Source organism: Brachybacterium sp. SW0106-09 (assembly GCF_001293905.1).
GTDB classification, from domain to species: domain Bacteria; phylum Actinomycetota; class Actinomycetes; order Actinomycetales; family Dermabacteraceae; genus Brachybacterium; species Brachybacterium conglomeratum.
Genome location: NZ_BCAK01000058.1, coordinates 12,605 through 34,901 on the forward strand (window position 1 = coordinate 12,605; position 22,297 = coordinate 34,901).

General features: G+C 71.9%; 18 protein-coding genes. 7 read left to right on the forward strand and 11 right to left on the reverse strand.

Going from position 1 to position 22,297, the window contains the following annotated elements:
* Nucleotides 1-22: 22 nt before the first annotated feature.
* The 6 genes from Y09_RS15650 to gcvT all read right to left on the reverse strand — a co-directional run bounded on the left by Y09_RS15650 (nucleotide 23) and on the right by gcvT (nucleotide 8,079).
* A complete protein-coding gene (locus Y09_RS15650) occupies nucleotides 23-766 on the reverse strand; it encodes a gamma-glutamyl-gamma-aminobutyrate hydrolase family protein (protein ID WP_053918797.1) in 744 nt (247 codons plus the stop codon).
* 114 nt (nucleotides 767-880) lie between these two features.
* Nucleotides 881-2,023, reverse strand: coding sequence for a glycosyltransferase family 1 protein (locus Y09_RS15655; RefSeq protein WP_053918798.1), 1,143 nt, complete (start codon nucleotides 2,021-2,023; stop codon nucleotides 881-883).
* Between the two features lie 155 nt (nucleotides 2,024-2,178).
* The gene (locus Y09_RS15660; protein ID WP_053918799.1) at nucleotides 2,179-3,390 is read right to left on the reverse strand and encodes a cobalamin-independent methionine synthase II family protein; all 1,212 of its coding nucleotides are present in this window, start codon (nucleotides 3,388-3,390) and stop codon (nucleotides 2,179-2,181) included.
* A gap of 120 nt (nucleotides 3,391-3,510) precedes the next feature.
* Nucleotides 3,511-6,444: an aminomethyl-transferring glycine dehydrogenase gene (gene gcvP / locus Y09_RS15665; protein WP_053918800.1), complete on the reverse strand. Its 2,934-nt coding sequence runs from the start codon at nucleotides 6,442-6,444 to the stop codon at nucleotides 3,511-3,513.
* 86 nt (nucleotides 6,445-6,530) lie between these two features.
* On the reverse strand, nucleotides 6,531-6,902 hold the full coding sequence (gcvH, locus tag Y09_RS15670; RefSeq protein WP_053918801.1) for a glycine cleavage system protein GcvH: 372 nt from the start codon (nucleotides 6,900-6,902) through the stop codon (nucleotides 6,531-6,533).
* Nucleotides 6,903-6,945: 43 nt separating this feature from the next.
* The gene (gene gcvT, locus Y09_RS15675; protein WP_053918802.1) at nucleotides 6,946-8,079 is read right to left on the reverse strand and encodes a glycine cleavage system aminomethyltransferase GcvT; all 1,134 of its coding nucleotides are present in this window, start codon (nucleotides 8,077-8,079) and stop codon (nucleotides 6,946-6,948) included.
* A gap of 218 nt (nucleotides 8,080-8,297) precedes the next feature.
* Here gcvT and Y09_RS15680 point away from each other — a divergent pair, with 218 nt between their 5' ends.
* On the forward strand, nucleotides 8,298-8,870 hold the full coding sequence (locus tag Y09_RS15680) for a GNAT family N-acetyltransferase (RefSeq protein WP_224765233.1): 573 nt from the start codon (nucleotides 8,298-8,300) through the stop codon (nucleotides 8,868-8,870).
* A 43-nt stretch (nucleotides 8,871-8,913) separates the two neighbouring features.
* Here Y09_RS15680 and Y09_RS15685 read toward each other — a convergent pair whose 3' ends face one another.
* Nucleotides 8,914-10,176: an arginine deiminase gene (locus Y09_RS15685; RefSeq protein WP_053918804.1), complete on the reverse strand. Its 1,263-nt coding sequence runs from the start codon at nucleotides 10,174-10,176 to the stop codon at nucleotides 8,914-8,916.
* Between the two features lie 111 nt (nucleotides 10,177-10,287).
* Here Y09_RS15685 and Y09_RS15690 point away from each other — a divergent pair, with 111 nt between their 5' ends.
* Nucleotides 10,288-11,127 (forward strand): aldo/keto reductase, encoded by an 840-nt coding sequence (locus tag Y09_RS15690; protein ID WP_053918805.1) that lies wholly within the window; start codon nucleotides 10,288-10,290, stop codon nucleotides 11,125-11,127.
* Nucleotides 11,124-11,903 carry a Sir2 family NAD-dependent protein deacetylase gene (locus Y09_RS15695; protein ID WP_053918806.1) on the forward strand — a complete coding sequence of 260 codons (780 nt, stop codon included), beginning with the start codon at nucleotides 11,124-11,126 and terminating at the stop codon, nucleotides 11,901-11,903. The genes Y09_RS15690 and Y09_RS15695 overlap by 4 nt, the downstream gene beginning before the upstream one ends.
* A 67-nt stretch (nucleotides 11,904-11,970) precedes the next feature.
* Here Y09_RS15695 and epsC read toward each other — a convergent pair whose 3' ends face one another.
* Together epsC and cysK are read right to left on the reverse strand one after the other, a co-directional pair.
* Nucleotides 11,971-12,552 carry a serine O-acetyltransferase EpsC gene (gene epsC, locus Y09_RS15700; RefSeq protein ID WP_148639696.1) on the reverse strand — a complete coding sequence of 194 codons (582 nt, stop codon included), beginning with the start codon at nucleotides 12,550-12,552 and terminating at the stop codon, nucleotides 11,971-11,973.
* An 11-nt stretch (nucleotides 12,553-12,563) separates the two neighbouring features.
* On the reverse strand, nucleotides 12,564-13,493 hold the full coding sequence (cysK, locus tag Y09_RS15705) for a cysteine synthase A (protein ID WP_053918807.1): 930 nt from the start codon (nucleotides 13,491-13,493) through the stop codon (nucleotides 12,564-12,566).
* A 242-nt stretch (nucleotides 13,494-13,735) separates the two neighbouring features.
* On the opposite strand from cysK, the gene Y09_RS15710 reads away from it, so the two are divergent.
* Complete coding sequence (locus Y09_RS15710; protein ID WP_053918808.1) at nucleotides 13,736-15,316, forward strand: DUF5129 domain-containing protein; 1,581 nt, start codon at nucleotides 13,736-13,738, stop codon at nucleotides 15,314-15,316.
* Nucleotides 15,317-15,415: 99 nt separating this feature from the next.
* Here Y09_RS15710 and trpS read toward each other — a convergent pair whose 3' ends face one another.
* On the reverse strand, nucleotides 15,416-16,510 hold the full coding sequence (gene trpS / locus Y09_RS15715; RefSeq protein WP_053918809.1) for a tryptophan--tRNA ligase: 1,095 nt from the start codon (nucleotides 16,508-16,510) through the stop codon (nucleotides 15,416-15,418).
* Between the two features lie 708 nt (nucleotides 16,511-17,218).
* Nucleotides 17,219-18,220 (reverse strand): LacI family DNA-binding transcriptional regulator, encoded by a 1,002-nt coding sequence (locus Y09_RS15720; protein WP_053918810.1) that lies wholly within the window; start codon nucleotides 18,218-18,220, stop codon nucleotides 17,219-17,221.
* A 160-nt stretch (nucleotides 18,221-18,380) separates the two neighbouring features.
* Between Y09_RS15720 and Y09_RS15725 the strand changes: the two genes are divergently transcribed.
* The 3 genes from Y09_RS15725 to Y09_RS15735 all read left to right on the forward strand — a co-directional run bounded on the left by Y09_RS15725 (nucleotide 18,381) and on the right by Y09_RS15735 (nucleotide 22,294).
* Complete coding sequence (locus Y09_RS15725; protein ID WP_053918811.1) at nucleotides 18,381-19,661, forward strand: extracellular solute-binding protein; 1,281 nt, start codon at nucleotides 18,381-18,383, stop codon at nucleotides 19,659-19,661.
* Nucleotides 19,662-19,796: 135 nt separating this feature from the next.
* Nucleotides 19,797-21,377, forward strand: a complete 1,581-nt coding sequence (locus tag Y09_RS15730; protein ID WP_053918812.1) for an ABC transporter permease subunit — start codon at nucleotides 19,797-19,799, stop codon at nucleotides 21,375-21,377.
* 14 nt (nucleotides 21,378-21,391) lie between these two features.
* Nucleotides 21,392-22,294, forward strand: a complete 903-nt coding sequence (locus Y09_RS15735) for a sugar ABC transporter permease (RefSeq protein ID WP_053918813.1) — start codon at nucleotides 21,392-21,394, stop codon at nucleotides 22,292-22,294.
* Nucleotides 22,295-22,297: the final 3 nt, after the last annotated feature.

A 22,297-nucleotide genomic window follows, 5' to 3' on the forward strand; every position in this document is an offset into this window, starting at 1 on the left:
GGCGCGGGCGACCAGGACCATCCTAGACCAGTGCGCGGCTGCTCGCGGCCACGTCCCGGTGCCGGATCGCGGTGAGCAGGCTCTCGAACACTGCGGCGCCGGCCTCGCCGTCGATCTCGGGATGCCACTGCACCCCGATCACGCCGGTGCCCGAGGCGGCCTCGACCGCGAGCGGGAGGCCGCTCGCGTGCCGGGCGACGATGCGCAGGTCGCCGCGGACCTCGCGCACGCCCTGGTGGTGGAAGGCGGTGACCCGGGCCGAGGTGCCGAGGGCGAGGGCGAGGTCGCTGGCCGCGTCGATCTCGACGTCGACCGCAGTGGGGGCGAGCCCGGTGGTCGGGTGGGCGGGGACGTCCTCGGGCAGGTGGCGGTGCAGCCGGCCGCCCTCGGCGATCGTGATGATCTGCAGGCCGCGGCAGATCCCGAGCACGGGCACGCCGACCTCTCGGGCGGTGCGGTAGAGCGCGGTCTCGAAGGCGTCGCGGGCGGGGTCCGGGGTCATGTCGGTCCCGAGCGCGTCCTCGCCCCAGGCCGCGGGGTCGAGGTCGGTGCCGCCGGTGAGGACGAGGCCGTCGAGCTCGGGGAGCTCCTCCTCGGTCCAGGGGTCCTGCGGGGAGAGGATCACGGGCCGGGCGCCGGCCTCGCGCAGTGCGCGGACGTAGTGCTCGTTGACGACGACGGCGTCGTGACCCTCCCAGGCGCCGGACATCATGGTGCGGGTCCCCGCGGTCACGCCGATGAGCGGGCGACGAGTGCGCTGCGCCATGATGTTGTCCTTTCCGCAGTGGAGCCGGGTCACGTGCCGCCGATCGGCGACAGGACTCAGTCCACCCCGCGGCAGCCCCTCCCCGCGAGCTGTGTGGCGGAATGTGACGGCGGCTCAGCGAGCGGGCACTCCGGCGTGCTCCTCGATCGCCCGGCGGTAGTAGCCGCGCAGCTGCTCGCTGAGCACCGGCCAGGTGCGCTTGCGCACGGACTCCAGCGCCGCCGTGCCGAAGGCCTCGCGCTTCGCGTCGTCGAAGAGCAGGTCCGCGGCGCGGTCGCGGAGCTCGTCGAGCATCCCCGGGGTGTACAGCCAGCCGGTGCGGCTCGGGGTGACCAGATCCACCGGTCCCCCGCGGCGCGGTGCGATGACGGGCAGGCCGGAGGCCATGGCCTCCTGGATCGTCTGCCCGAAGGTCTCGAGCTCGCCGGGGTGGACGAAGAGGTCGGCGCTGGCGACGTGCGCGGCGAGGTCCGTGCCGGAGCGGAAGCCGGCGAAGCGCGCCCGGGGCATGTCGCGACGCAGGGCGTCCCGCTCGGGGCCGTCGCCGACGACCAGCAGGCGCACCCCGGGCATGTCGTGCAGCACGCGCAGATCGGCGACCTGCTTCTCGGGGGCGAGCCGGCCCACGTAGACCACGAGCTTCTCCTCCGGCTCGGCGTAGCGGGCCCGGAGCTTCGCGCTGCGCAGCGAGGGGGAGAACAGCGAGGTGTCCACGCCGCGCCGCCACAGATGGACCCGCTCGATGCCGTGCTCGAGCATCTGGTCGCGGGTCGCGGTGGACGGGGCGAGGTTGAGGGTGGCGCGGTTGTGCACGTCGCGCAGCAGCTGCCAGGAGGCGTTCTCGAGGAAGGGCATGCCGTAGCGGGCCGTGTAGCCGGGGATGTCGGTCTGATACACGGCGACCGTCGGCACCCCGGCCTTCTGCGCCGCGACCACGGCGCGGCCGCCGAGGATCATCGGCGAGGCGAGGTGGATGACGTCGGGCGCGAACTCGTCGATGCGACGGCGCAGGGTGGCGGCGCTGGTGGTGGCGATGCGCACCTCGGTGTAGCCCGGCATGGGGGCGGAGGCGATGCGGCGCACCCGGACCCTGCGTCCGCAGGAGGTGCGCAGGTGCTTGTCGGCCCCGGGCCACTTCGGGGCGATGATCCCGAGATCATCGCCCGAGGAGGCGAAGTGGTCGACGACGCGGAGCACCGAGTTGGTGACCCCGTTCATGTGCGGCAGGAACGATTCGGCGACGACGAGGATCCTCACGCCCCCGATGATCCGCCGCCCGGGTCTCCGCGGCCCCACCGGGGCGTGACGTGTCGTCGACCAGGCGGTGAACTCTCGCCCCCGCTCGAGGGCCCGGAGGCGGGGTCCCGACCGCCTCCGATCAGGACCCCGCGGGGCTCAGCGTCGCGCCGGCCTCACAGCCGGGAGGAGGCGAGGGCCGCGCCCTCCACGAGCGAGGCGAGCTTCGCCCAGGCGATCTGCGGGTGGATGCGCCCGCCGAGTCCGCAGTCGGTCGAGCCGATCACGCGCTCGGGGCCGACGATCCGCGCGAAGCGCTCCAGTCGCTGGGCGACCAGCTCGGGGTGCTCGACGACGTTGGTGGCGTGGGAGACGATGCCGGGGACGATCACCTTGTCCTCCGGCAGCTCGAGGTCCTGCCATACGGTCCACTCGTGCTCGTGGCGCACGTTGGCGGCCTCGAAGGAGTAGTACTTCGCGTCGATCTCGAGCAGCAGCGGCGCGATGTGGCGGAACTCGATGTCGGTGGTGTGCGGGCCGTGCCAGGAGCCCCAGCACAGGTGGAAGCGGGTCTGCTCGGTCGGCACGTTCACCAGCGCCCGGTTGACGGCGTCGACGCGCTTGCGGGTGAACTCGACGTAGTCGGCGACGGAGGGCTCGGGGTTGATCTGGTCCCAGTTCTCGGCAATAGACGGGTCGTCGATCTGCACGGTAAGACCCGCGGCGGCGATCGCCTCGTACTCGGGGCGCATCACCTCGACCCAGGCGTCGAGGAAGGCGTCCTCGTCGCCGTATTGGTCGTCGTTGATGCGGGAGCCGGAGCCCGGGGACAGCGCGGCGAGGTAGCCGTTCGCGAAGCCGGCGGAGTCGAGCGCGGCGCGGAAGTTCGCCACGTCCTGCGCGACCAGCTCGCGACCGGTGTCGGAGTAGGCGATCGCGGAGGTCGCGGCGGGGAAGGTGGGCTGGGAGCCGACGGTGATGCCCGAGGTCGGGTCCTGGTACGCCTCCGCGAAGAGCGTCCAGTCCCGGCGATCGGGGAAGGTGGTCAGGCGCACGTTCCCGGGGGTGGAGCGCACCGGCTCGGAGGAGAAGTGGTCGCTGCCCGTGATCTCCAGGCCGCTGACCCGGTCGAAGATGTAGGACCACCAGGAGCCGTAGTTCACGGCCGAGCCCATCAGGTGCCCGTACTCGCCGTCGTTGGGGATCGAGATCCCGATCTCGCGCTGCCTCGCGACGACGTCGAGGACGGCCTGGCGCAGCACCTCGCGGAACTCGTCGGTGGGCGCGGGGGTCAGTCCGTCCTCGCCGACGGGGCGGGCGGCGTTGGCGGCGATGAGCTCCGGGCTGCGGGGCAGAGAGCCGGCGTGGGTGGTGAGGATCTCGGTCATGGGCAGAGCCTAGGAGCAGGGGCGGCCCGGACACGAGCCGGGCCGTCACAGCAGTTCACGAACACGCCCGCCCGGGCTGCGGGAGCGGTCCGGGCGGGCGAGGGGCGGGATCGGCCGAGGTCAGTCCAGCGGCCAGGTGGGCACCAGGTTGCGGTCGCCCCAGGCCTGGTCGATGCGACGCACCGGCGGCCAGTACTTCGACTGGATCCGCATCTGGGCGCTGTCGTGGACGGAGTCGTCCTCGGGCGCGGTCCAGGAGCCGGGGTAGACGGCGATCTCGCGGGAGTAGGGGTGGGTCCACTCCCCCGTCGCGATCGACGAGGCCGTGTGCGGCGCGTTCACCAGCGGGTTGTCCTCGGCGGGCCAGGTGCCGGCGAGCACCTCGTCGGCCTCCTTCGCGATCATCAGCATCGCCTCGACGAAGCGGTCGATCTCGGCGAGGTCCTCGGACTCGGTGGGCTCGACCATGAGCGTCCCCGCGACGGGGAAGGACATGGTCGGGGCGTGGAAGCCGTAGTCGATGAGGCGCTTGGCGACGTCGTCGACGGTGATCCCGGTGCGCTCGGTGAAGGGGCGCAGGTCCACGATGCACTCGTGGGCGACCAGCCCGTTCTCACCGGTGTAAAGGATCTCGTAGGACTCGGAGAGGCGGCGGGCCATGTAGTTCGCCGCGAGCACCGCCGAGGCGGTCGCGTGGCGCAGCCCGTCCGGCCCCATCAGGCGGATGTACGTCCAGGTGATCGGCAGGATCGAGGGCGAGCCGTAGGGTGCCTGCGAGACGGGCGCGCCGCCGTGGACCTGCTCCCCCGCCCCGGCGACCGGGTGCGACTCGCGCTGGATCTCGGGGTGGCCGGGCAGGAACGGCGCCAGGTGCGCCTTCGCCGCGACCGGGCCGACGCCCGGGCCGCCGCCGCCGTGCGGGATGCAGAAGGTCTTGTGGAGGTTCAGGTGTGAGACGTCGCCGCCGAACTCGCCGGGGCGCGCCACCTGCAGCAGCGCGTTGAGGTTCGCGCCGTCCACGTACACCTGGCCGCCCGCGTCGTGCACCAGCTCGCACACGGTGCGCACCTCCTCCTCGTACACGCCGTGCGTGGAGGGGTAGGTGATCATGATGGCGGCGAGCTCGTCGCCGTGGTCCTTGATCTTCTGCCCCAGATCGTCGAGGTCGATGTTGCCCTTCGCGTCCGAGGCGACGACCACGACGCGCAGGCCCGCGTTCACGGCGCTGGCGGCGTTGGTGCCGTGGGCGGAGCTCGGCACGAGGCACACCTCGCGGGAGGACTCGCCGCGGGAGGCGTGATACGCGCGGATCGCCAGCAGGCCCGCGAACTCGCCCTGCGAGCCGGCGTTGGGCTGCAGGGAGACCGTGTCGTAGCCGGTCAGGTCCGTCAGCCAGGTCTCGAGCTGGGTGATGAGGTCGAGATAGCCCGTCACGTCCTCGGCCGGGGCGAAGGGATGGATCCCGTTGAACTCGGCCCAGGTGATGCCGGCCATCTCGGTGGCGGCGTTGAGCTTCATCGTGCACGAGCCCAGCGGGATCATGCCGCGGTCCAGCGCGAAGTCCCGGTCGGAGAGGCGGCGCAGGTAGCGCATCATCGCGGTCTCGGAGCGGAAGGAGGAGAACACTGGGTGGCGCAGGAAGGGGTCCTCGCGCACCAGGCCGTCCCAGTTGGCGCCGGAGCCGACCTCGGCGAGCTCCTGGCCTGGGGTCGGGGCGTGCGGGGCGAAGGCCGCGGCGATCGCCTGCAGGTCCGCGGCGGTGATCGTCTCGTCCAGCGACAGGTGGACCACGTCGTCGCCGAGGACGCGGACCAGGAACCCGGCCTCGCGCAGGGAGGCGGCGATGTCGGAGGCGGTGCCGGTGGCCCGCACCTCGAGGGTGTCGAAGAAGGACTCCGCGACCAGCTCGAAGCCGCTGCGGCGCAGGAGGTCGGCGAGGGCGGCGGTGCGGTCGGCGACCGTGCGGCCGATCCGGGTCAGCCCTTCGGGGCCGTGGTAGACGGCGTACATCGCGGCCATCACGGCCAGCAGCACCTGCGCGGTGGTGATGGAGCTGGTGGCCTTGTCGCGGCGGATGTGCTGCTCGCGGGTCTGCAGGGAGAGGCGGTAGGCGGGGTTGCCGTCCGCGTCGCGGGAGATGCCGACCAGGCGGCCGGGCAGCTGCCGCTCGAGGCCCTTGCGCACGGCGACGAAGCCGGCGTGCGGGCCGCCGAAGCCGAGCGGGATGCCGAAGCGCTGGGTGGTGCCGACGGTGACATCGGCGCCGAGCGAGCCCGGGGAGGCGAGCATGGTCAGGGAGAGCAGGTCCGCGGCGACGATCGCGACGGCCTTGGTGGACCTCACCTCGGCGATGGCGTCGCGCGGGTCCCAGAGGCGGCCGGAGGCGCCGGGGTACTGGATCAGGGCGCCGAAGTAGTCGCCCTCGGGGGCGCCGTCCATGCGGAAGTCGACCTCGCGCAGCTCGATGCCGAGCCCGTCGGCGCGGCCCTGCAGCACCGCCTTGGTGGCCGGCAGCGCGTCGGCGTCGACGAGGAAGACGTTCCCGTTGCGCTTCGCGGCGCGGCGGGCGAGCATCAGCGCCTCCGCCGCGGAGGTCGCCTCGTCGAGGGTGGAGGCGCCCGAGACGTCCATCCCGGTGAGGTCGCAGACCATGGTCTGGAAGGTCAGCAGCGCCTCGAGCCGGCCCTGCGAGATCTCGGGCTGGTACGGGGTGTAGGCGGTGTACCAGGCGGGGTTCTCCAGCACGTTGCGCTGGATGACGGCGGGGGTGTGGGTGCCGTGGTAGCCGAGGCCGATCAGTGAGCGGTGCACGGTGTTGCGGTCCGCGAGGGCGCGGAGCTCCTGAAGCGCGGCGGGCTCGGTGATCCCGTCGGGGACGGAGGTCGCGTCGAGCGCCTCCTCGTCCAGCAGGATCGTGGAGGGCACCGCGGCCCGCAGCATCTCGTCCAGGGACTCGTAGCCCAGGACCTCGAGCATGTGGCGCTGGGCGCCGGGGTCGGTGCCGACATGGCGGCGGACGAAGGAGTCGTGATCGAGCGCAGGCGTTGCGGTCATGAAGGCGTGTCCCTGAGGTTCTACGTGGAGGTGCGGGGTCGTGGCGTGGGCGCGGGGCGACCCGGCACCGGGCCGCCCCTGCATGCTCAGGACTGGGTGCGGGCCTTGTACTCCTCGGCGCTGAGCAGGTCGTCGGGCAGCGCCTCGAAGGTGGCCTTGATCAGCCATCCCTCCTCGAAGGGCGAGGAGTTCACGAGCTCGGGCTCGTCGACGACGGCCTGGTTGGTCTCGGAGACGGTGCCGCTGATCGGCGAGAAGAGGTCGGAGACGGACTTGGTCGACTCGATCTCGCCCATCTCGGTGCCGGAGGTGATCTCCGAGCCGGCCTCGGGCAGGTCGACGTAGACGACGTCGCCGAGCTGCTCGGCGGCGAAGTCGGTCACGCCGATGACGGCGACGCCGTCGGACTCGACGCGGACCCACTCGTGGTCCTTGCTGTAGAGGAGTTCTGCGGACATTGCTGTGGTCCTTCCTGGGGACGGTCGGGGAACTCGGAGCCGCTCAGCCGCGGCGGTAGAAGGGCGTCTCGACGACGCGGACCGGCAGGTCCTTGCCGCGCACGTCGACCACCAGCTCGGTGCCGACCTCGCGGTGGGAGGGGTCGATGTAGGCCAGCGCGATGGGATGGCCGAGGGTCGGCGAGAGCACGCCGGAGGTGACGGCGCCGATCTCGTTCCCCGCCCCGTCGCGGACGGCGGAGCCGGCGCGGGCGGCCCGGCGGCCCTCGGCCGCGAGGCCCACCAGGACGGGCAGGCCCTCGGTCTGCGCCGCCTCGGTGGCTTCCCGGCCGACGAAGTCGCCCTTGGAGGAGAGCGCGACGATGCGGCCCATGCCCGCTTGGGCGGGCAGCAGGTCCCGGCTCAGCTCGTTGCCGTACAGCGGCATGCCGGCCTCGAGGCGGAGGGTGTCGCGGCAGGCGAGGCCGCAGGGCACGATCCAGTCCCCGCCGACGGCGGTGAGTGCCTTCCAGAGCTCCTCGGCGGAGTCGTCGCCGACGTACAGCTCGAAGCCGTCCTCGCCGGTGTAGCCGGTGCGTGCCACGAGCAGGTCGCCGCCGCGGTAGGTGCCCTCGGCGAAGCGGTAGTACTTCATCGAGGTGATGTCCTCGGCGGTGACGCCCTCGACGCCGGAGTCCTCGGCGGCCAGGAGGTCCAGCAGGATCTGCTCGCCGGCGGGGCCCTGCACCGCGATCAGGGAGGTGCGGTCCGAGGCATCGTCGACCTCGACGTCGAAGCCCTTGGCGCGGGCACGGATCTCCTCGCCGTCGACGACGGCGTTGGAGGCGTTGGCGACGACGAGGAAGTGGTCCTCGGCGAGGCGGTAGACGATCACGTCGTCGATCACCCCGCCCTGCTCGGTCAGGAGCAGGGTGTACTTCGCCCGGCCGATGGTCACGGCGGAGAGCTTGCCGGCCATGGCGTGGTCGAGGGCCTCGCCCGCCTGCGGCCCGCGCAGGTGGATCTCGCCCATGTGGCTGAGGTCGAAGAGGCCTGCGCTCTGGCGCACCGCCCTGTGCTCGGCGAGGTCCGAGTCGTAGCGGACCGGCATCCGCCAGCCCGCGAAGTCCGTGAACGTCGCTCCGAGCGACTCGTGGACCGCCTCCAGTGCCGTGCTGCGAAGGTCCTGGTCGACCATGGTGCTCCTACTCGTCCGGGGACTGCGTGAATGTCCGTCCTGACCGACTCGCGAGCCCCGGTGCGGGACCGGGCACCGACGCTCGGCGGCACTCCGATGTGCCGCAGAGTCACCATACCGAACCCGGACACGCCTCGCGGTCCTCGTCGCGCCCCGTCGCCACGGCGACGCGGGACCCCGGCGGGCGCGACGGGCCCGGTGCTTGTACCGTGGTGGTCGTGACGAAGGAAGGCACCGCCGAGTGGCCCGTCCGGATCCGCAGTCCCCGACTCGTGATCCGGCCGCCGGGCGACGCCGACCGCACTGCGCTGATCCGGCTGATGACCGACCCGGTCACCCGCGAGTACCTCGGCGGCGCGGTGGACTACGCCTCCCGTCAGGCGCTCGAGCTCTCGCCGCTGGGCATCACCTGGGGGCGCTGGGTGCTCGCCCTGGCCGAGGACGACACGATGATCGGCTCGATCACGCTGGACTACGACCGCGGGGAGCTGGAGCTGTCCTACGCGCTGCTGCCCGAGTGGACCGGTCTGGGCTACGCCGCGGAATCCTGTATCGCGCTGCTGGACTGGGCGCGCCGCGAGCTCGAGGACGAGGTCGTCATCGCGATCAGCCAGACCCGCAACAAGCGCAGCGTGGCCCTGCTGCGCAAGCTCGGGTTCACGGTGCGCAAGGGGCTCGAGGAGTTCGGCACCCAGCAGCTGCTGCTGGAGCGCTCGCTGCGCGAGCCGCTGCCCGCCCAGGAGACGACCCTGCAGACCGCTGAGGACCCGCCGCCCCCGACGCGCCGCTGAGGGCGTCGCGCTCAGCCGCGTCGACGATCAGGTGCGTCGGCGATCAGCCGCGTGCGACGGGGCAGCTCATGCAGCGCGGACCGCCCCGACCGCGCCCCAGCTCGTCGCCCGCGAACTCGAGCACCTCCATCCCTTGGGCGCGCAGATAGTCGTTGGTCTCCGCGGCCCGCTCGTAGGCGATGACCCTCCCCGGTGCGAGGGCGAGCACGTTGCACCCGTCGTCCCACTGCTCGCGCGCGGCGGCGTAGGCGTCCAGCGGCGGGGTGAGCACCCGCAGGGAGGGGACCCCGAGCCCGCGGGCGAGCACGGCGTCCATCTCGTCGGCCGACCGCGCCCGGGAGACCAGCCGGTCGCCGAGCCGCTCGATCTCGAAGGTCTCCAGCGCCGGCAGGGGCCCGAAGCGGAGCATCGATTCCTCGTCGACGACGGTCGTGACGGTGTCCAGGTGCATCATCGCGCGGCGGTGGGGCAGCGCGATCGCGATCACCCGGTCCACCGCGTCGTCGGCGAGGAGGGCGGCGGCCAGGCGCTCGACGCCGACGGCGCTGGTGCGCTCCGACATCCCGATCGCGACCGTGCGCGGGGACAGCATCATCACGTCGCCGCCCTCGACGCTCGCCGCCCCGGCGCCGTCGCGGCCGAGCAGGCGGCGCGGACCGCCGGGCCCGGCGAAGCGCGGATGGTGGCGGTAGACCATCTCCAGGTGGAGGCTCTCCCGCCGCCGGGCCGAGCGTCGCATGGCGCCGACCGAGACCACGTCGCCGATCCAAGCGGAGGTGTCGCGGGTGAACAGGTGGTTGGGCAGCGGGTCGAGCACGAGGTGCTCCTCCCCCACCCGCTGCAGCGCGATCGAGCGCGGCTCCGCCCCGAGCGACCTCAGCTCGCCGACGGTGATCCCGCCGATCAGCACGTCCACGAGCGCCTCGGCCTCGAGGTCGGCGAGCCCTCCGCGCAGGTCCTGGACGGCGATGTCGCCGAGCACGGCGGGGTCGAGGGCGCGGGCGAGCAGGTGCTCCCGCAGCCCCGCGTCGCGCACGATGTCGACGAGCAGGTCCCGCAGCTGGAGGACCTCGACCCCCTGGTCGCCCAGGAGGCGGGTGAACTCGTCGTGCTGCGCCTCGGCGCGGTCCCGCCACAGCACCTCGTCGAAGAGCAGCTCCTCGCGGGTGTCCGGGGTGAGCCGCTCGAGCTCGCGGCCGGGTCTGTGGACGAGGACGGTGCGCAGCGGCGAGATCTCGTCGTGCACCCCGTGGGCGCCCGCGGCGGGGGCCGCCTCCGGGGTCGGGGCCGTGCCGGTGCTGCTCATGCTGCGCTCTCCTCGCGGGTCGACGTCCTCGTCGTGCCGGACGCTAGCAGAGCATCCGGGCGGGAGGATCGATACGCTGGGAGCACCCGTTCCCGTCATCCAGGAGGATCCGTGTCCGAGCTGTCCATCCCCACCACCGCCCTCGCCGACGGCACCGTCTTCCCGCTGATCGGCTTCGGCACCTCCGGCATGAAGGGCACGCGCGGCGCCGACGCGGTCGCGGCGGCGCTGCGCGCCGGCTACCGGCTCGTCGACACCGCCGCCCAGTACGGCAACGAGGCCGCCGTCGGCCAGGGCCTGCGCGACAGCGGCCTGGACCCCGACGAGGCGCTAATCACCACGAAGATCGCCGGCGGCGACCAGGGCCGGGCGGAGGCCCGCGAGGGTCTGGTCGGCTCGCTGCGCCGCCTTGGCCTGCCCCGCGTGGCCCTGACCCTCATCCACTGGCCGAACCCGTCGCGCGGTCTCGCCCTGGACACCTGGCGCACCCTCGTCGAGCTGAAGGAGGAGGGCCTGACTGAGCACATCGGCGTCTCGAACTTCCGCCCCGAGCAGCTGCAGCAGCTGATCGACGAGACCGGCGTCGCGCCCGAGGTGAACCAGATCCAGCTCTCCCCGGCCCTGCAGCGGCGGGAAGCCGTCGCCTTCCATCGCGAGCACGGCATCGTCACCCAGGCCTGGGGCCCGCTCGGCGGCCGCGAGGGCCTCGGCGAGCAGTTCGCGCTGCGCCGCGTCGCCGAGAAGCACGGCGTGAGCACCTCGCAGATCTCGCTGCGCTGGGCCGTGGACCAGGACATCGTCGTGATCCCGAAGTCGCAGGACCCGACCCGTCAGCGCACCAACGCGACGCTCGAGGGGATCTCCCTGGACGACGAGGACCGTGCGCTGCTGGCCACCCTCGACCTCGGGGAGGACGCCGCCTGGGACTCCCGCGAGCACGAGGAGTGGTGAGCACGGCCGCTCCCTTCGTCCCGGGACCGGAGCACCGTGAGGTCGTCTTCCTCACGGGCTCCGGGCTCAGCGCCCGCACGGGACTGGGCACCTTCCGCGGCCCGGAGGGCCTGTGGGCGCTCGAGCCCGAGACCGAGCAGGCGATGCACGCCTCCCTGCTGCCGGGCTCCCTGCCGCAGCTGTGGGCCGTGTGGGGGCGCATGGCCTCGATCGCGCTCGCGCACGGCCCCACTCCGGGGCACCGGGCGATCGCCCGCCTCGGCGCGCCGGTGATCACCCAGAACGTCGATGGGCTGCACCAGGCCGCGGGCAGCGAGGTCGTCGCCGAGCTCCACGGCAGCGCCCTGCACGCGGTGTGCCTGGGGCGGCGCTGCGACTGGCGAGCGGTGCTCGCGCCGGGCGAGGGATCCTCCCCCGAAGGCCACGGCGTGCCCGGTCACTGTCCGCGCTGCGGGGAGCCGACCCGCCCCGACGTGGTGCTCTTCGACGAGCAGCTGCCCTCCGCGGAGCTCGAGCTCGCCCTGCGCCTCGCGCGGCGTGCGGATCTCTTCGTCGTCGTCGGCACCAGCGGGGTCGTCTTCCCCGCGGCGCAGCTCGCGCCGCTGGCCCGGGAGCACGGGGCGACGACTGTGCTGGTGGACATCGCCCCGCCGCACGGCTCCTCGGAGCTGTTCGACCACGTCCTGGCCGAGGACGCGCACGAGGTGCTGCCTGCGTGGGAGCGCCGCCTCCACCGCGTCGGCGGGACCTCGTTCCTCGATCCCTTCGGGGGCTGAGCGCAGCGGTCCCGGCGGGCGCGCTCGACCCGCGAGGCCAGAGGCCCCGCGGGTCGTCGGCACCGGATCAGATCCAGATCGCCGGGTCGGTGTGCTCCTCGGGATGCGCCGCGCCGGCGCGGACCGTCGCCGGGATGCCGACGGCGGTCGCCCGGGCCGGGACGTCCTTGACGACCACGGCATTGGCCCCGACCTGGGCGCCCTCCCCGAGGGTGATCGGACCGAGCACCCGGGCACCGGCCCCGATCACCACGCCGTCGCCGACCGTGGGATGGCGCTTGACCCGCTCCATCGACCGGCCGCCGAGGGTCACGCCGTGGTAGAGCATCACGTCGTCGCCCACCTCAGCGGTCTCGCCGATCACGACGCCCATGCCGTGGTCGATGAAGAAGCGGCGGCCGATCGTGGCGCCGGGATGGATCTCGATGCCGGTCACCGAGCGCGCTCCCTGGGCGAGGACGAGGGCGGGCAGCTTCGCCCCGCGCGCCCAGAGCCGGTGCGCCACGCGGTGGGTCCAGATCGCGTGCAGCCCCGGGGAGGTCAGCAGGATCGCGAGGTCGTCGGTCGCCGCAGGGTCGCGGCGGTGCGCCGCCGCGAGGTCCTCCCGGACGCTCGCGACGACGCCCATCACCCGGTCCAGGGCGGCCATGACGTCCTTCCTCAGTCCGCGTACTGCGCGAACAGCGGAGTGGACAGGTAGCGCTCGCCGAAGGAGGGCACGATCACCACGATGGTCCTCCCGGCGAACTCCTCGCGCGCGCCGACGCGGGCGGCGGCCTCGATCGCAGCGCCGGAGGAGATGCCCACCAGCAGGCCCTCGCCGCGGGCCACGGAGCGGGCGCGCTCCATCGCCGTCTCGGCGTCGATGTCGAGGACCTCGTCATAGACCTCGCGGTCCAGGATCGAGGGCACGAAGTTCGCGCCGATGCCCTGGATCTTGTGGGGGCCGGGCTGGCCGCCGTTGAGGATCGCGGACTCCTCGGGCTCGACGGCGAAGACCTTCACCTCGCCCTTGCGCTCCTTGAGCACCTGGCCGATGCCGGAGATGGTGCCGCCGGTGCCGATTCCGGCGACGACCGCGTCGACCTCGCCCTCGGTGTCCGCCCAGATCTCCTCGGCGGTGGTGCGGCGGTGGATGTCGAGGTTCGCCGGGTTGTCGAACTGCTTGACCTGCACGGCGCCGGTCTCCGCCGCGATCTCCTCGGCCTTCTCGACCGCGCCCTTCATGCCCTTGGCGGCCTCGGTGAGGACCAGCTCGGCGCCGTAGGCGCGCAGCAGCATCCTCCGCTCCTTGGACATCGACTCGGGCATGGTGAGGATGACCTTGTATCCGCGGGAGCCTCCGATCATGGCCAGCGCGATGCCGGTGTTGCCGGAGGTCGCCTCGACGATGGTCCCGCCGGGCTTCAGCTCGCCGGACTGCTCCGCGGCGTCGATCATGGCCACGCCGATGCGGTCCTTGACGGAGTTGGCGGGGTTGTAGAACTCGAGCTTGGCCAGGACGGTCGCGCGGACGTCGTCGCCCAGGCGGTTGAGCTTCACCAGCGGGGTGCGACCGACCAGATCGGAGACGTTCTCGTAGACGGGCATGGGGTACCTCCTCGTCGGGCCCCGCACGGTGCGGGGCCAAGGGTTTCTTGTGCCGATCATAACGGGGCGAGGCGTGAAGGGTCCGGGAGTTCGACGGGCGACCCACGGGACGCCGACGGGAGCGGCTGACGGGAGCGGCCGCGGAGACTTCCGGGGGTTCTTCCGGGGGTCGACGGGAGGAGGGGCGCGACACCGGCGGAGGCCGTCCCCCTTCCCGCCGGCCGAGCCGTTACGGTCGCCTCATGTCCACGTCGCGTCCGTACTCCGCCGCTCTCGACGCACCCCGCACCCGCCGTCCCTCGAGGGCCGTCCTGCTGCTGCTCGCGCTCCTGGCCGTCCTCCTGCCGGCGGCGCTCGCCCCCGCGCCCGCGCGCGCCGAGCCGCCGGCCTCCGTCGAGGTCACCGACACCACCCGCTCCGTGGACCCGGAGATCCTCGAGCACCGCCTCGCGGAGATCGACTTCCGCACCGAGGTGCGCCTGATCGTGCTCGTCCTGGACGTCACCGAGCACGACCTGGACCCGGCGGATGACAGGGCTCTGAACGACGCGGTGCTCGACCACGCCCGCAGCTCCGACCCCTCGCTGCTCTCCGCCGACGGGTCGCACTGGGCCGACGGGACGGTGATCCTCGCCCTGGACCCCGAGAACCGTTTCCTCGGCAGCTACGGCGGGGAGGACGTGAAGCTCACGGAGGAGCAGTTCGCCGATGTCCAGGACGCCATGCGCGACCCCGCCCGGGACGGGGACTGGGACCGGTCGGTCGAGGCCGGCGCCGAGGAGTACGCCGCGCTGCTGCTGCGCCCCTGGTGGCAGCGCCCCGCCGTGCAGATCCTCGCCGGCGCGGCGCTCGTCCTCGCCGGCGGCTGGGTGCTGATCCTGCTGGGGCTGCGGCGCGGCGCCCGCGAGAGGGCGGATCGCACGCGCATCCGCCACGACGAGGTGCTCGCCCGCCGCGCCCTCACCGATGCGGCAGGGCGCACCCTGCCTGACTCCTCCCCGTATGCGCAGGCCGTCGTGCGGGATCACGAGCGGTACACGAAGACGTTCGCCGAGGCGGAGCAGCTGCGGGAGCAGGTTCCCGCGGCCGAGGAGCGCTCCCGCTCCTGGGGGCTGCGCGGCCGGGACCGGGACCTGGTGCGCCGCTGGGAGGACGAGGTCGAGACCCTGGACGCTGCCGACGACCGGATCCTCGCCGCCGCGGACCTGCTGCACCGCATGGGCGGCTGGCGCGGCAGCTGGGAGCTGGAGCTGCTGCCCCTGCGCGACTCCCTGAAGAGCCTCGGGACGGTGCGCGGAGAGCGCGGGGCGATGTCCGGGACGGAGCAGGTGCTCGCCGACCGGCTGCTGGACCTGGGCGAGCACACCGAGCAGGAGATCACCGCCCTGACGGCGCGGCTGGAGGCCGACGAGATCGACCCCGACTCCGCCCTCGAGGAGCTCGACACCCTCACCCGGGAGCTCTCCGCCGCGGTCGCAGCCCTGACCCGGGCGCGGATCGACGCCCAGGCGGAGGACGACGAGGAGCGAGCCCTGCTGCAGGAGGAGGCGGAGGGCCGCGGACGACGCTACCGCTCGCTGCGCGCCCTGCGCGCGGAGCTCGAGGGACGCGACGGGAGAAGCCCCGTCGCGGGCGAGGGCTCCGAGGACTTCTGGCGGCTGAGCCCCGTGGCCTGGTACTCCTCCTGGCACGGCTCCTCGGGCCAGGCGCTGTCGGAGCACCGCAATCCCACGACCTCGAGCTCGTCGACCTCGAGCGTCTCCGGCTTTTCCCCGAGCAGCGGCGGCGGGTTCTCCGGCGCGGGCAGCTCGAGCCGCTTCTGAGCCGGCACCGGGCGCGCCCGCCCTGGCGCGGGCCGCGGACGAGGGCGGGCCCGTGGCCTGCCTGCGCAGGTCACGGGCCCGTCCCGTCGGCGGGAGCGGTCAGTAGACCATTCCCATGAACTCGCGCACGCGCTGGAGGGTCTCGTCGGCCGCGGCGTTCGCGCGCTCGTTGCCGGTGCGCAGCACCTGCATCAGGTAGCCGGGATCCTGCTCGAGCTCGGCGCGGCGGGCGCGCAGCGGGGCGAGGTGGGCGTTCAGGGCCTCGGCGGTGAAGCTCTTCAGGGTGCCCGCGCCGCGGTCGCCGATCTCCTCGGCGATGTCCTCGGGGGTGCGGCCGGTGGACTGCGCGGCGATCGTGAGCAGGTTCGCGACCTCGGGGCGGTTCTCGGGGTCGTAGGTGATCTGCCGGTCGGCGTCGGTCTTGGCCTTCTTGATCTTCTTGAGCGTCTCGGCCTCGTCCATCCGCAGCATGACGGTGTTGCCCAGCGACTTGCTCATCTTGCTCTCGCCGTCCAGCCCCAGGATCGTCGGCGACTCGGAGAGCAGCGCATCGGGCTCGGGGAAGTACTCCTCCCCGCCCGCGTAGCGCTCGTTGAAGCGCCGGGCGATGACGCGGGTCTGCTCGATGTGGGGCAGCTGGTCCTTGCCGACGGGCACGAGGTTGCCGTGGCAGAAGAGGATGTCTGCGGCCTGGTGCACGGGATAGGTGAGCATGAGCCCGCCCATCGCGGACTTCCCGGCGGCGGCCAGCTCGGCCTTGACGGTGGGGTTCCGCTCCAGCTCCGGCTGGGTGACCAGCGAGAGGAAGGGCAGCATGAGCTGGTTCAGGGCGGGCACCGCCGAGTGGGTGAAGATCGTGGCGCGCTCGGGGTCGATGCCGACGGCGAGGTAGTCGGTGAGCAGCTCGCGCACGGAGCCCTGGATGTCGCCGAGGATCTCGCGGTCGGTGATCACCTGGTAGTCGGCGACGATCACCCAGGTCTCCACGCCGGCCTGCTGCAGGCGGACGCGGTTGCGCAGGGAGCCGAAGTAGTGGCCGATGTGCAGGGCGCCGGTGGGCCGGTCACCGGTGAGCATGCGCAGGCCGCTGGGGTCGCTCTCGATCTTTCGCCAGATCGCGTCGCTGCGCCGCTGGGCGGCGTCGTAGCTGGAGGGGGCGATTTCGGGGGTCACATCGGCAACGGTATCGGTCATGCCCACCATGCTATCGGCGCCCGCGCGCCCCTCCGACGCGACCGACGACGGCCGGATCGTCGGGTGCCTCACCAGGCCAGGGAGAGCACCAGCACGGCGGTGGAGTGGAGCAGCATCCCCTGACAGCTCACCCAGAAGGCGGGACCGAGGAAGCGCGCCCGCAGGTGGGAGGCGGCGGCTGCGAGGGAGTAGACGACCCGGACAGGACGGCAGCACAGCCCGGAAGTCAGCGGTGAGCCGATTGGTGAGCTCGGAGAACAGGGTGGAGGGATAGCGGCCCGTCACGAGGATCGCGACATAGGACCGCGACAGCTCGGGGTGCGCGAACGGGATCCCAGGAAGGGATCGACCAGCCCGAGCATGGCGTCCGCGACGTCCAGCGCACCATACCCGGTGGTCTCCGGCTCGTACCCCGCGACCTCCGGGACGGCAGCGTCGTGCGGCGATCACCCGCCGACTCGTCCCTGCGCGCTGTGCGTGCCGTGTTCCAGGCATCGGACCTCCCCGACCGTGGTGAACATGTTCAGTGAGCACGTCCACCGAGGTCAGTGCGACCCGAAATGATCGCACATCCGGACGGAGGAGCCGGTTTCCCTCGGCTCCCTTCCAGGGATGGAAGTCAGGTGATGAATACCGTGCCGTGCGGCGTTGCCGGGGTCGCTCGCGGCGTCCGACCGGAGCGAGGAAGCCCCCGGTCCGCGGCCCGGGTCAGGCTTCGGGGGCGGAGCCGGTGGAGCCGCGGACGACGAGCTGGGGCCGCACCACCACCAAGGTGCGGGAGGGGCGACGGGACTCCTCGCCGCCACTGAGCGCGGCGCGCACGGCCGCGCGAGCCATGGCGGGCACGGCCTGGCGCATGGTGGTCAGCGGCGGGTTCGTCAGCGCAGACCAGAACACGTCGTCGTAGCCGACCACGGAGACGTCCCCCGGGATCGTCAGGCCCATCGCGCGCACGGCCTCCAGGGCGCCGGCGGCCATCACGTCGGACCCGCACATGATCGCGGTGGCGCCGCGGGCGACCAGGTCGCGGGCGGCCTCGTAGCCCCCGGCGAAGGAGAAGTCGGTGTAGGAGACAGGGCGCTCCTCGCGGTCGCTGCCGGCGGAGGCCTCCTCGAAGACCCGCACCTTCTCGCGCACCGGCCAGGTGCGCTCGTCCCCCACCGCGAGGCCGATGCGGTGGTGGCCGAGGTCCTCGAGGTGCCGCAGGGTGGCGCGCACGGCGTGCTCGTCGTCGGTGGACAGGTAGGCGGCGTCCAGGTCCGGGCGCACGCCGTTGACAAGCACCAGGGGCCTCCCGGTATCGGTCACCTCGCGGTAGTGGTCGATGGGGCCACCCTCCTGTGCGTGATGCCCGGAGATGACGATGATGCCGTCCACCCCGATCGACAGGAAACGCTGCAAGATCTCTCGCTCGCGTTCAGCGGTCCGGGCACGCATGGCCACCAGGCAGTCGGCCCCGCGCGCGAAGAGCTCGGCCTCGATGCGCTCGGCCCAGGAGGTGAAGACCTGGTTGTCGAGGTCGGGCACCAGCACCCCGACCAGCGGCCCGGTGCGGGTGGCGGCGGTGCCGACCTCCCGCCCCAGCCTGCGGGCCGTCTCGATCACGGAACGCCGGGTGGCCTCGTTGACCCCGGATCGCCCGTTGAGCACCCGGGAGACCGTGGCCTCGCTCACACCGGCGGCCTCGGCGATGTCGATGAGTCGCGCCATCACACCCATCCTCCCCGGTCACGGGCGTCATCACGCCGTGTCCGAATCGTAGCCTGCAAGTTCTTGCTAATTCTTGCACAGGACGGCGGCAGGATCTATATTTTTTCCCAATCCGCACGGCCACCGACGGCCAGGTGCACCACGATTCGAAGGAGAAGACGTGCAGATCCGTCGCAAGAACTTCCTCGCCCTGAGCGGCATCGCCGCCACCACCGGTGTCCTCGCCGCCTGCGGCGGCAGCAGCGACTCCGGTTCCGACAGCTCCTCCGGCGGCTCGGACGCGGGCGGCTCCTCCGAGGGCGCAGCGCCCGAGCGCGCCGATGCCGACCTCGTGATCTGGACCGACGAGGTCAAGGCCGGCGCCCTCGAGGGCCCGGCGCAGGAATGGGCCGAGGCCAACAACCTCACCGTCGCGGTGCAGATCGTCGCCGACGACCTGCAGGGCAACTTCATCACCGCCAACCAGGCCGGCAACGGCCCCGACATGATCGTGGCCGCCCACGACTGGATCGGGAACCTGGTGCAGAACAGCGCCATCTCCCCGGTGCAGCTGCCCTCCGGCGCCTCCGACGCGATCGCCCCGGTCGCCCTGGAGGCCGTGACCTACAACGGTCAGACCTACGGCGCCCCCTACGCCGTGGAGACCCTGGTGCTCTACGCGAACAACGAGCTCACCGACGTGCCCGAGCCCTCCACCGTGGAGGAGCTGGTCGAGGCCGGCGAGGCCGGCGGCGCCGAGAACGTGCTGTCCCTGCCGGTCGGCGAGGAGGGCGACGCCTACCACATGCAGCCCTTCTACACCTCCGGCGGCGGCTACCTCTTCGGCGAGGACTCCGAGGGCAACCTCGACCCCTCCGACGTGGGCGTGGGCCAGGAGGGCTCGATCTCCGCGGCCGAGAAGATCGTGGAGCTCGGCGAGCAGGGCGTGCTGAAGACCTCCATCAGCAACGACAACGCGATCTCGCTGTTCACCGACGGCAACGCCGCCTACCTGATCTCGGGCCCCTGGGCCCTGGCCGACATCCGCACCGCCGAGGTCGACTTCACCATGAGCCAGGTCCCCGGCTTCGAGGGCATGGACCCGGCGGTCCCCTTCGCCGGCGTCAACGCCTTCTTCGTCGCCTCCAGCGGCGCCCATCAGGCCTTCGCCCAGCAGTTCGCCACCGACGTGGTCTCCTCCCCCGACATCGCCGAGGCGATGTTCCCCGGCAACGAGCTGCCCCCGGTGAACCTCGAGCTGCAGGAGAAGCTCTCGGGCGAGTACCCCGAGGTCGTGCGCGTGGCCGAGTACGCCGAGGACGCCTCCCCGATGCCCGCCATCCCCGAGATGGCCGCCATCTGGGAACCGCTCGGTCAGGCCGAGGCCAACCTGGTCGGCGGCGCGGACGCCGAGTCGACCATGACCTCCGCCGGCGAGCAGATCTCCAGCCAGATCGGCTGACCCTCCCTCCGTCACGGAGCGGGCAGCACGCCCGCTCCCCAGGCTCCCCCGGACGGGGTGCGACATCACGGCGTCGCACCCCGTCCGACCGGCCTGCCCGGTCACCCCCGCCACCCCGTGAAAGGCACCGTCGCCATGTCCAGCCCCCTGCCGCCCGTGCACCGCGAGCGCAGCACCTCGATCCCCGCGGTCCTGGTGCGCATCATCGTCCTCGGCGCCGTCCTCGCCGTCACCGCCTTCACCGTGCCGCTGATGATCCAGCAGCAGCAGTGGATGTGGCTGGCCGTGATGGTCCTGGCCGCGATCGCGATCTTCGTCATCTACTCCACGAAGCGCTTCATCCCCGGGAAGTACCTCTTCCCCGGCACCTTCTTCCTCGCGGTCTTCCTGATCACCCCGATCATCCTCACGGTGGGCTACTCCTTCACCAACTACGGCGACGGCACCCGCGGCAGCAAGGAGCAGGCGGTGAACTCGATCATCGCCAACTCGGTGGTCCAGACCGACGACTCCACCTGGTACAACATGTCGGTCGCCACCCAGGGCGACCCCGTGGGGGGCCCCTTCACCCTGTTCCTGGTGGACCCCGCCACCGGCACCGTCTACTCCGGCGACGAGGAGACCGAGCTGGCCCCGGTGCCCTCCGCCGACGTCACCGTCGAGAACGACTACGTCACCGAGGCCTCCGGCTACACGATCCTCGAGGCGCGCGAGGTCAACGACGCCTACAACGCGCTGCAGGAGGTCGCCGTCCCCGTCGACGAGAACTCCGCGGTGCGGGTGCAGGGCGCCAATCAGGCCTACGTGGGCACCACCCTGCTGACCTACGACGAGGCCGCCGACACCATCACCGACACCCAGACGGGCGCGGTCTACACGGTCGGCACCGTGGGCGACTCCGAGTACTTCGTGAACGAGAACGGCGAGCGCGCCTTCAGCCAGTCCTGGCTGCAGAACGTGGGCTGGTCCAACTACCAGCGCCTGTTCACCGACTCCAACATCGCCGGCCAGTTCCTCGCCGCCTTCGCCTGGACCCTGGTCTTCGCCCTCGGCTCGGTGGCGCTGACCTTCGTGGTCGGCTTCGCCCTGGCGCTGATCCTCAACGACGAGCGGCTGAAGGGCCGCCGCCTGTACCGCTCGATCCTGCTGATGCCATACGCGGTGCCGGGCTTCATCGCCCTGCTGGTGTGGTCGAACTTCTACAACCAGGACTTCGGCCTGATCAACACCACCCTCGGCATCAACGTGAACTGGCTGGGCGATCCGACGATGGCCAAGATCGCGGTGCTGCTGACGAACCTGTGGATGGGCTTCCCCTACATGTTCATCGTCTCCACCGGCGCCCTGCAAGCGATCCCCGGTGACGTGATGGAGGCGGCCCGCATCGACGGCGCCAGCCGCTTCCAGACCACGGTGAAGGTGGTGACCCCGCTGCTGCTGGTGGCCGTGGCCCCGCTGCTGGTGGCTTCCTTCGCCTTCAACTTCAACAACTTCAACGCGATCGAGCTGCTCACCGAGGGCGGTCCGTTCCTGCCGGGCGAGTACACCCGCGGCGGCACCGACATCCTGATCTCGATGATCTACCGCATCGCCTTCGGCGGCTCGGGGGCCGACTTCGGCTTCGCCTCCGCCGTCTCCGTCGCCCTGTTCGCGCTGACCGGCGTGCTCGCGGCGATCCAGTTCCGGTTCACCAGCGTCCTCGAAGACGTCAACTGAGAGGCGGCCCGATCATGAGCACGCAGACTTCGCAGCAGACCTCCGTCACCGCGCAGCGGCGGATGCCCTTCGGCCGCTGGATGGCCGAGGTCGGGTGGCGCCACGTCGTCGGCATCCTCGCCGTCGCCTTCGCGGTGTTCCCCATCCTGTTCATCGTCTCCGCCTCGGTGAACCCGCTGGGCACCGTCTCCAGCTCCGGCCTGATCCCCAAGGCCTTCTCCCTGGTGCACTACGAGTCCCTGATCGCGGGCGATCGCGGGCCCTTCCTGCGCTGGTACGCGAACACGGTCATCGTGTGCGGCACCGTCGCCCTGGTGCAGGTGTTCCTCTCCACCCTGGCCGCCTACGCCTTCAGCCGCCTGCGATTCGCCGGTCGCCGCATCGGCCTGCTCTCGCTGCTGCTGGTGATGATGTTCCCGGCGTTCCTGGCGATGATCGCGGTCTACTCGATGGTCTCCGGGCTGGGCAAGGCGATCCCCTTCCTGGGTCTGGACTCGCTGCCGGGCTACATCATCGTGCTGCTGGGCGGCTCGCTCGGCCAGGTGTGGCTGATCAAGGGCTTCTTCGACACCGTGCCCAAGGAGCTGGACGAGGCCGCCATCATCGACGGCTGCTCCCACTGGCAGGTGTTCACCAAGATCCTGCTGCCCACCCTCACCCCGATCCTTGCCACCACCATCCTGCTGGCCCTGGTGGGTGTGCTCTCCGAGTTCCTGCTGGGCTCGATCTTCCTGACCAGCAACGACACCAAGACCCTGGCCGTGGGCCTGTACGGGATGCTCGAGGGCGACCGCTCCAACAACCTGGGCGTCTTCGCCGCCGGCTCGGTGATGATCATGGTGCCGGTGATCATCCTGTACCAGTTCCTGCAGCGCTACATCGTCGGCGGCTCCACCGCCGGCGCCGTGAAGGGCTGAACG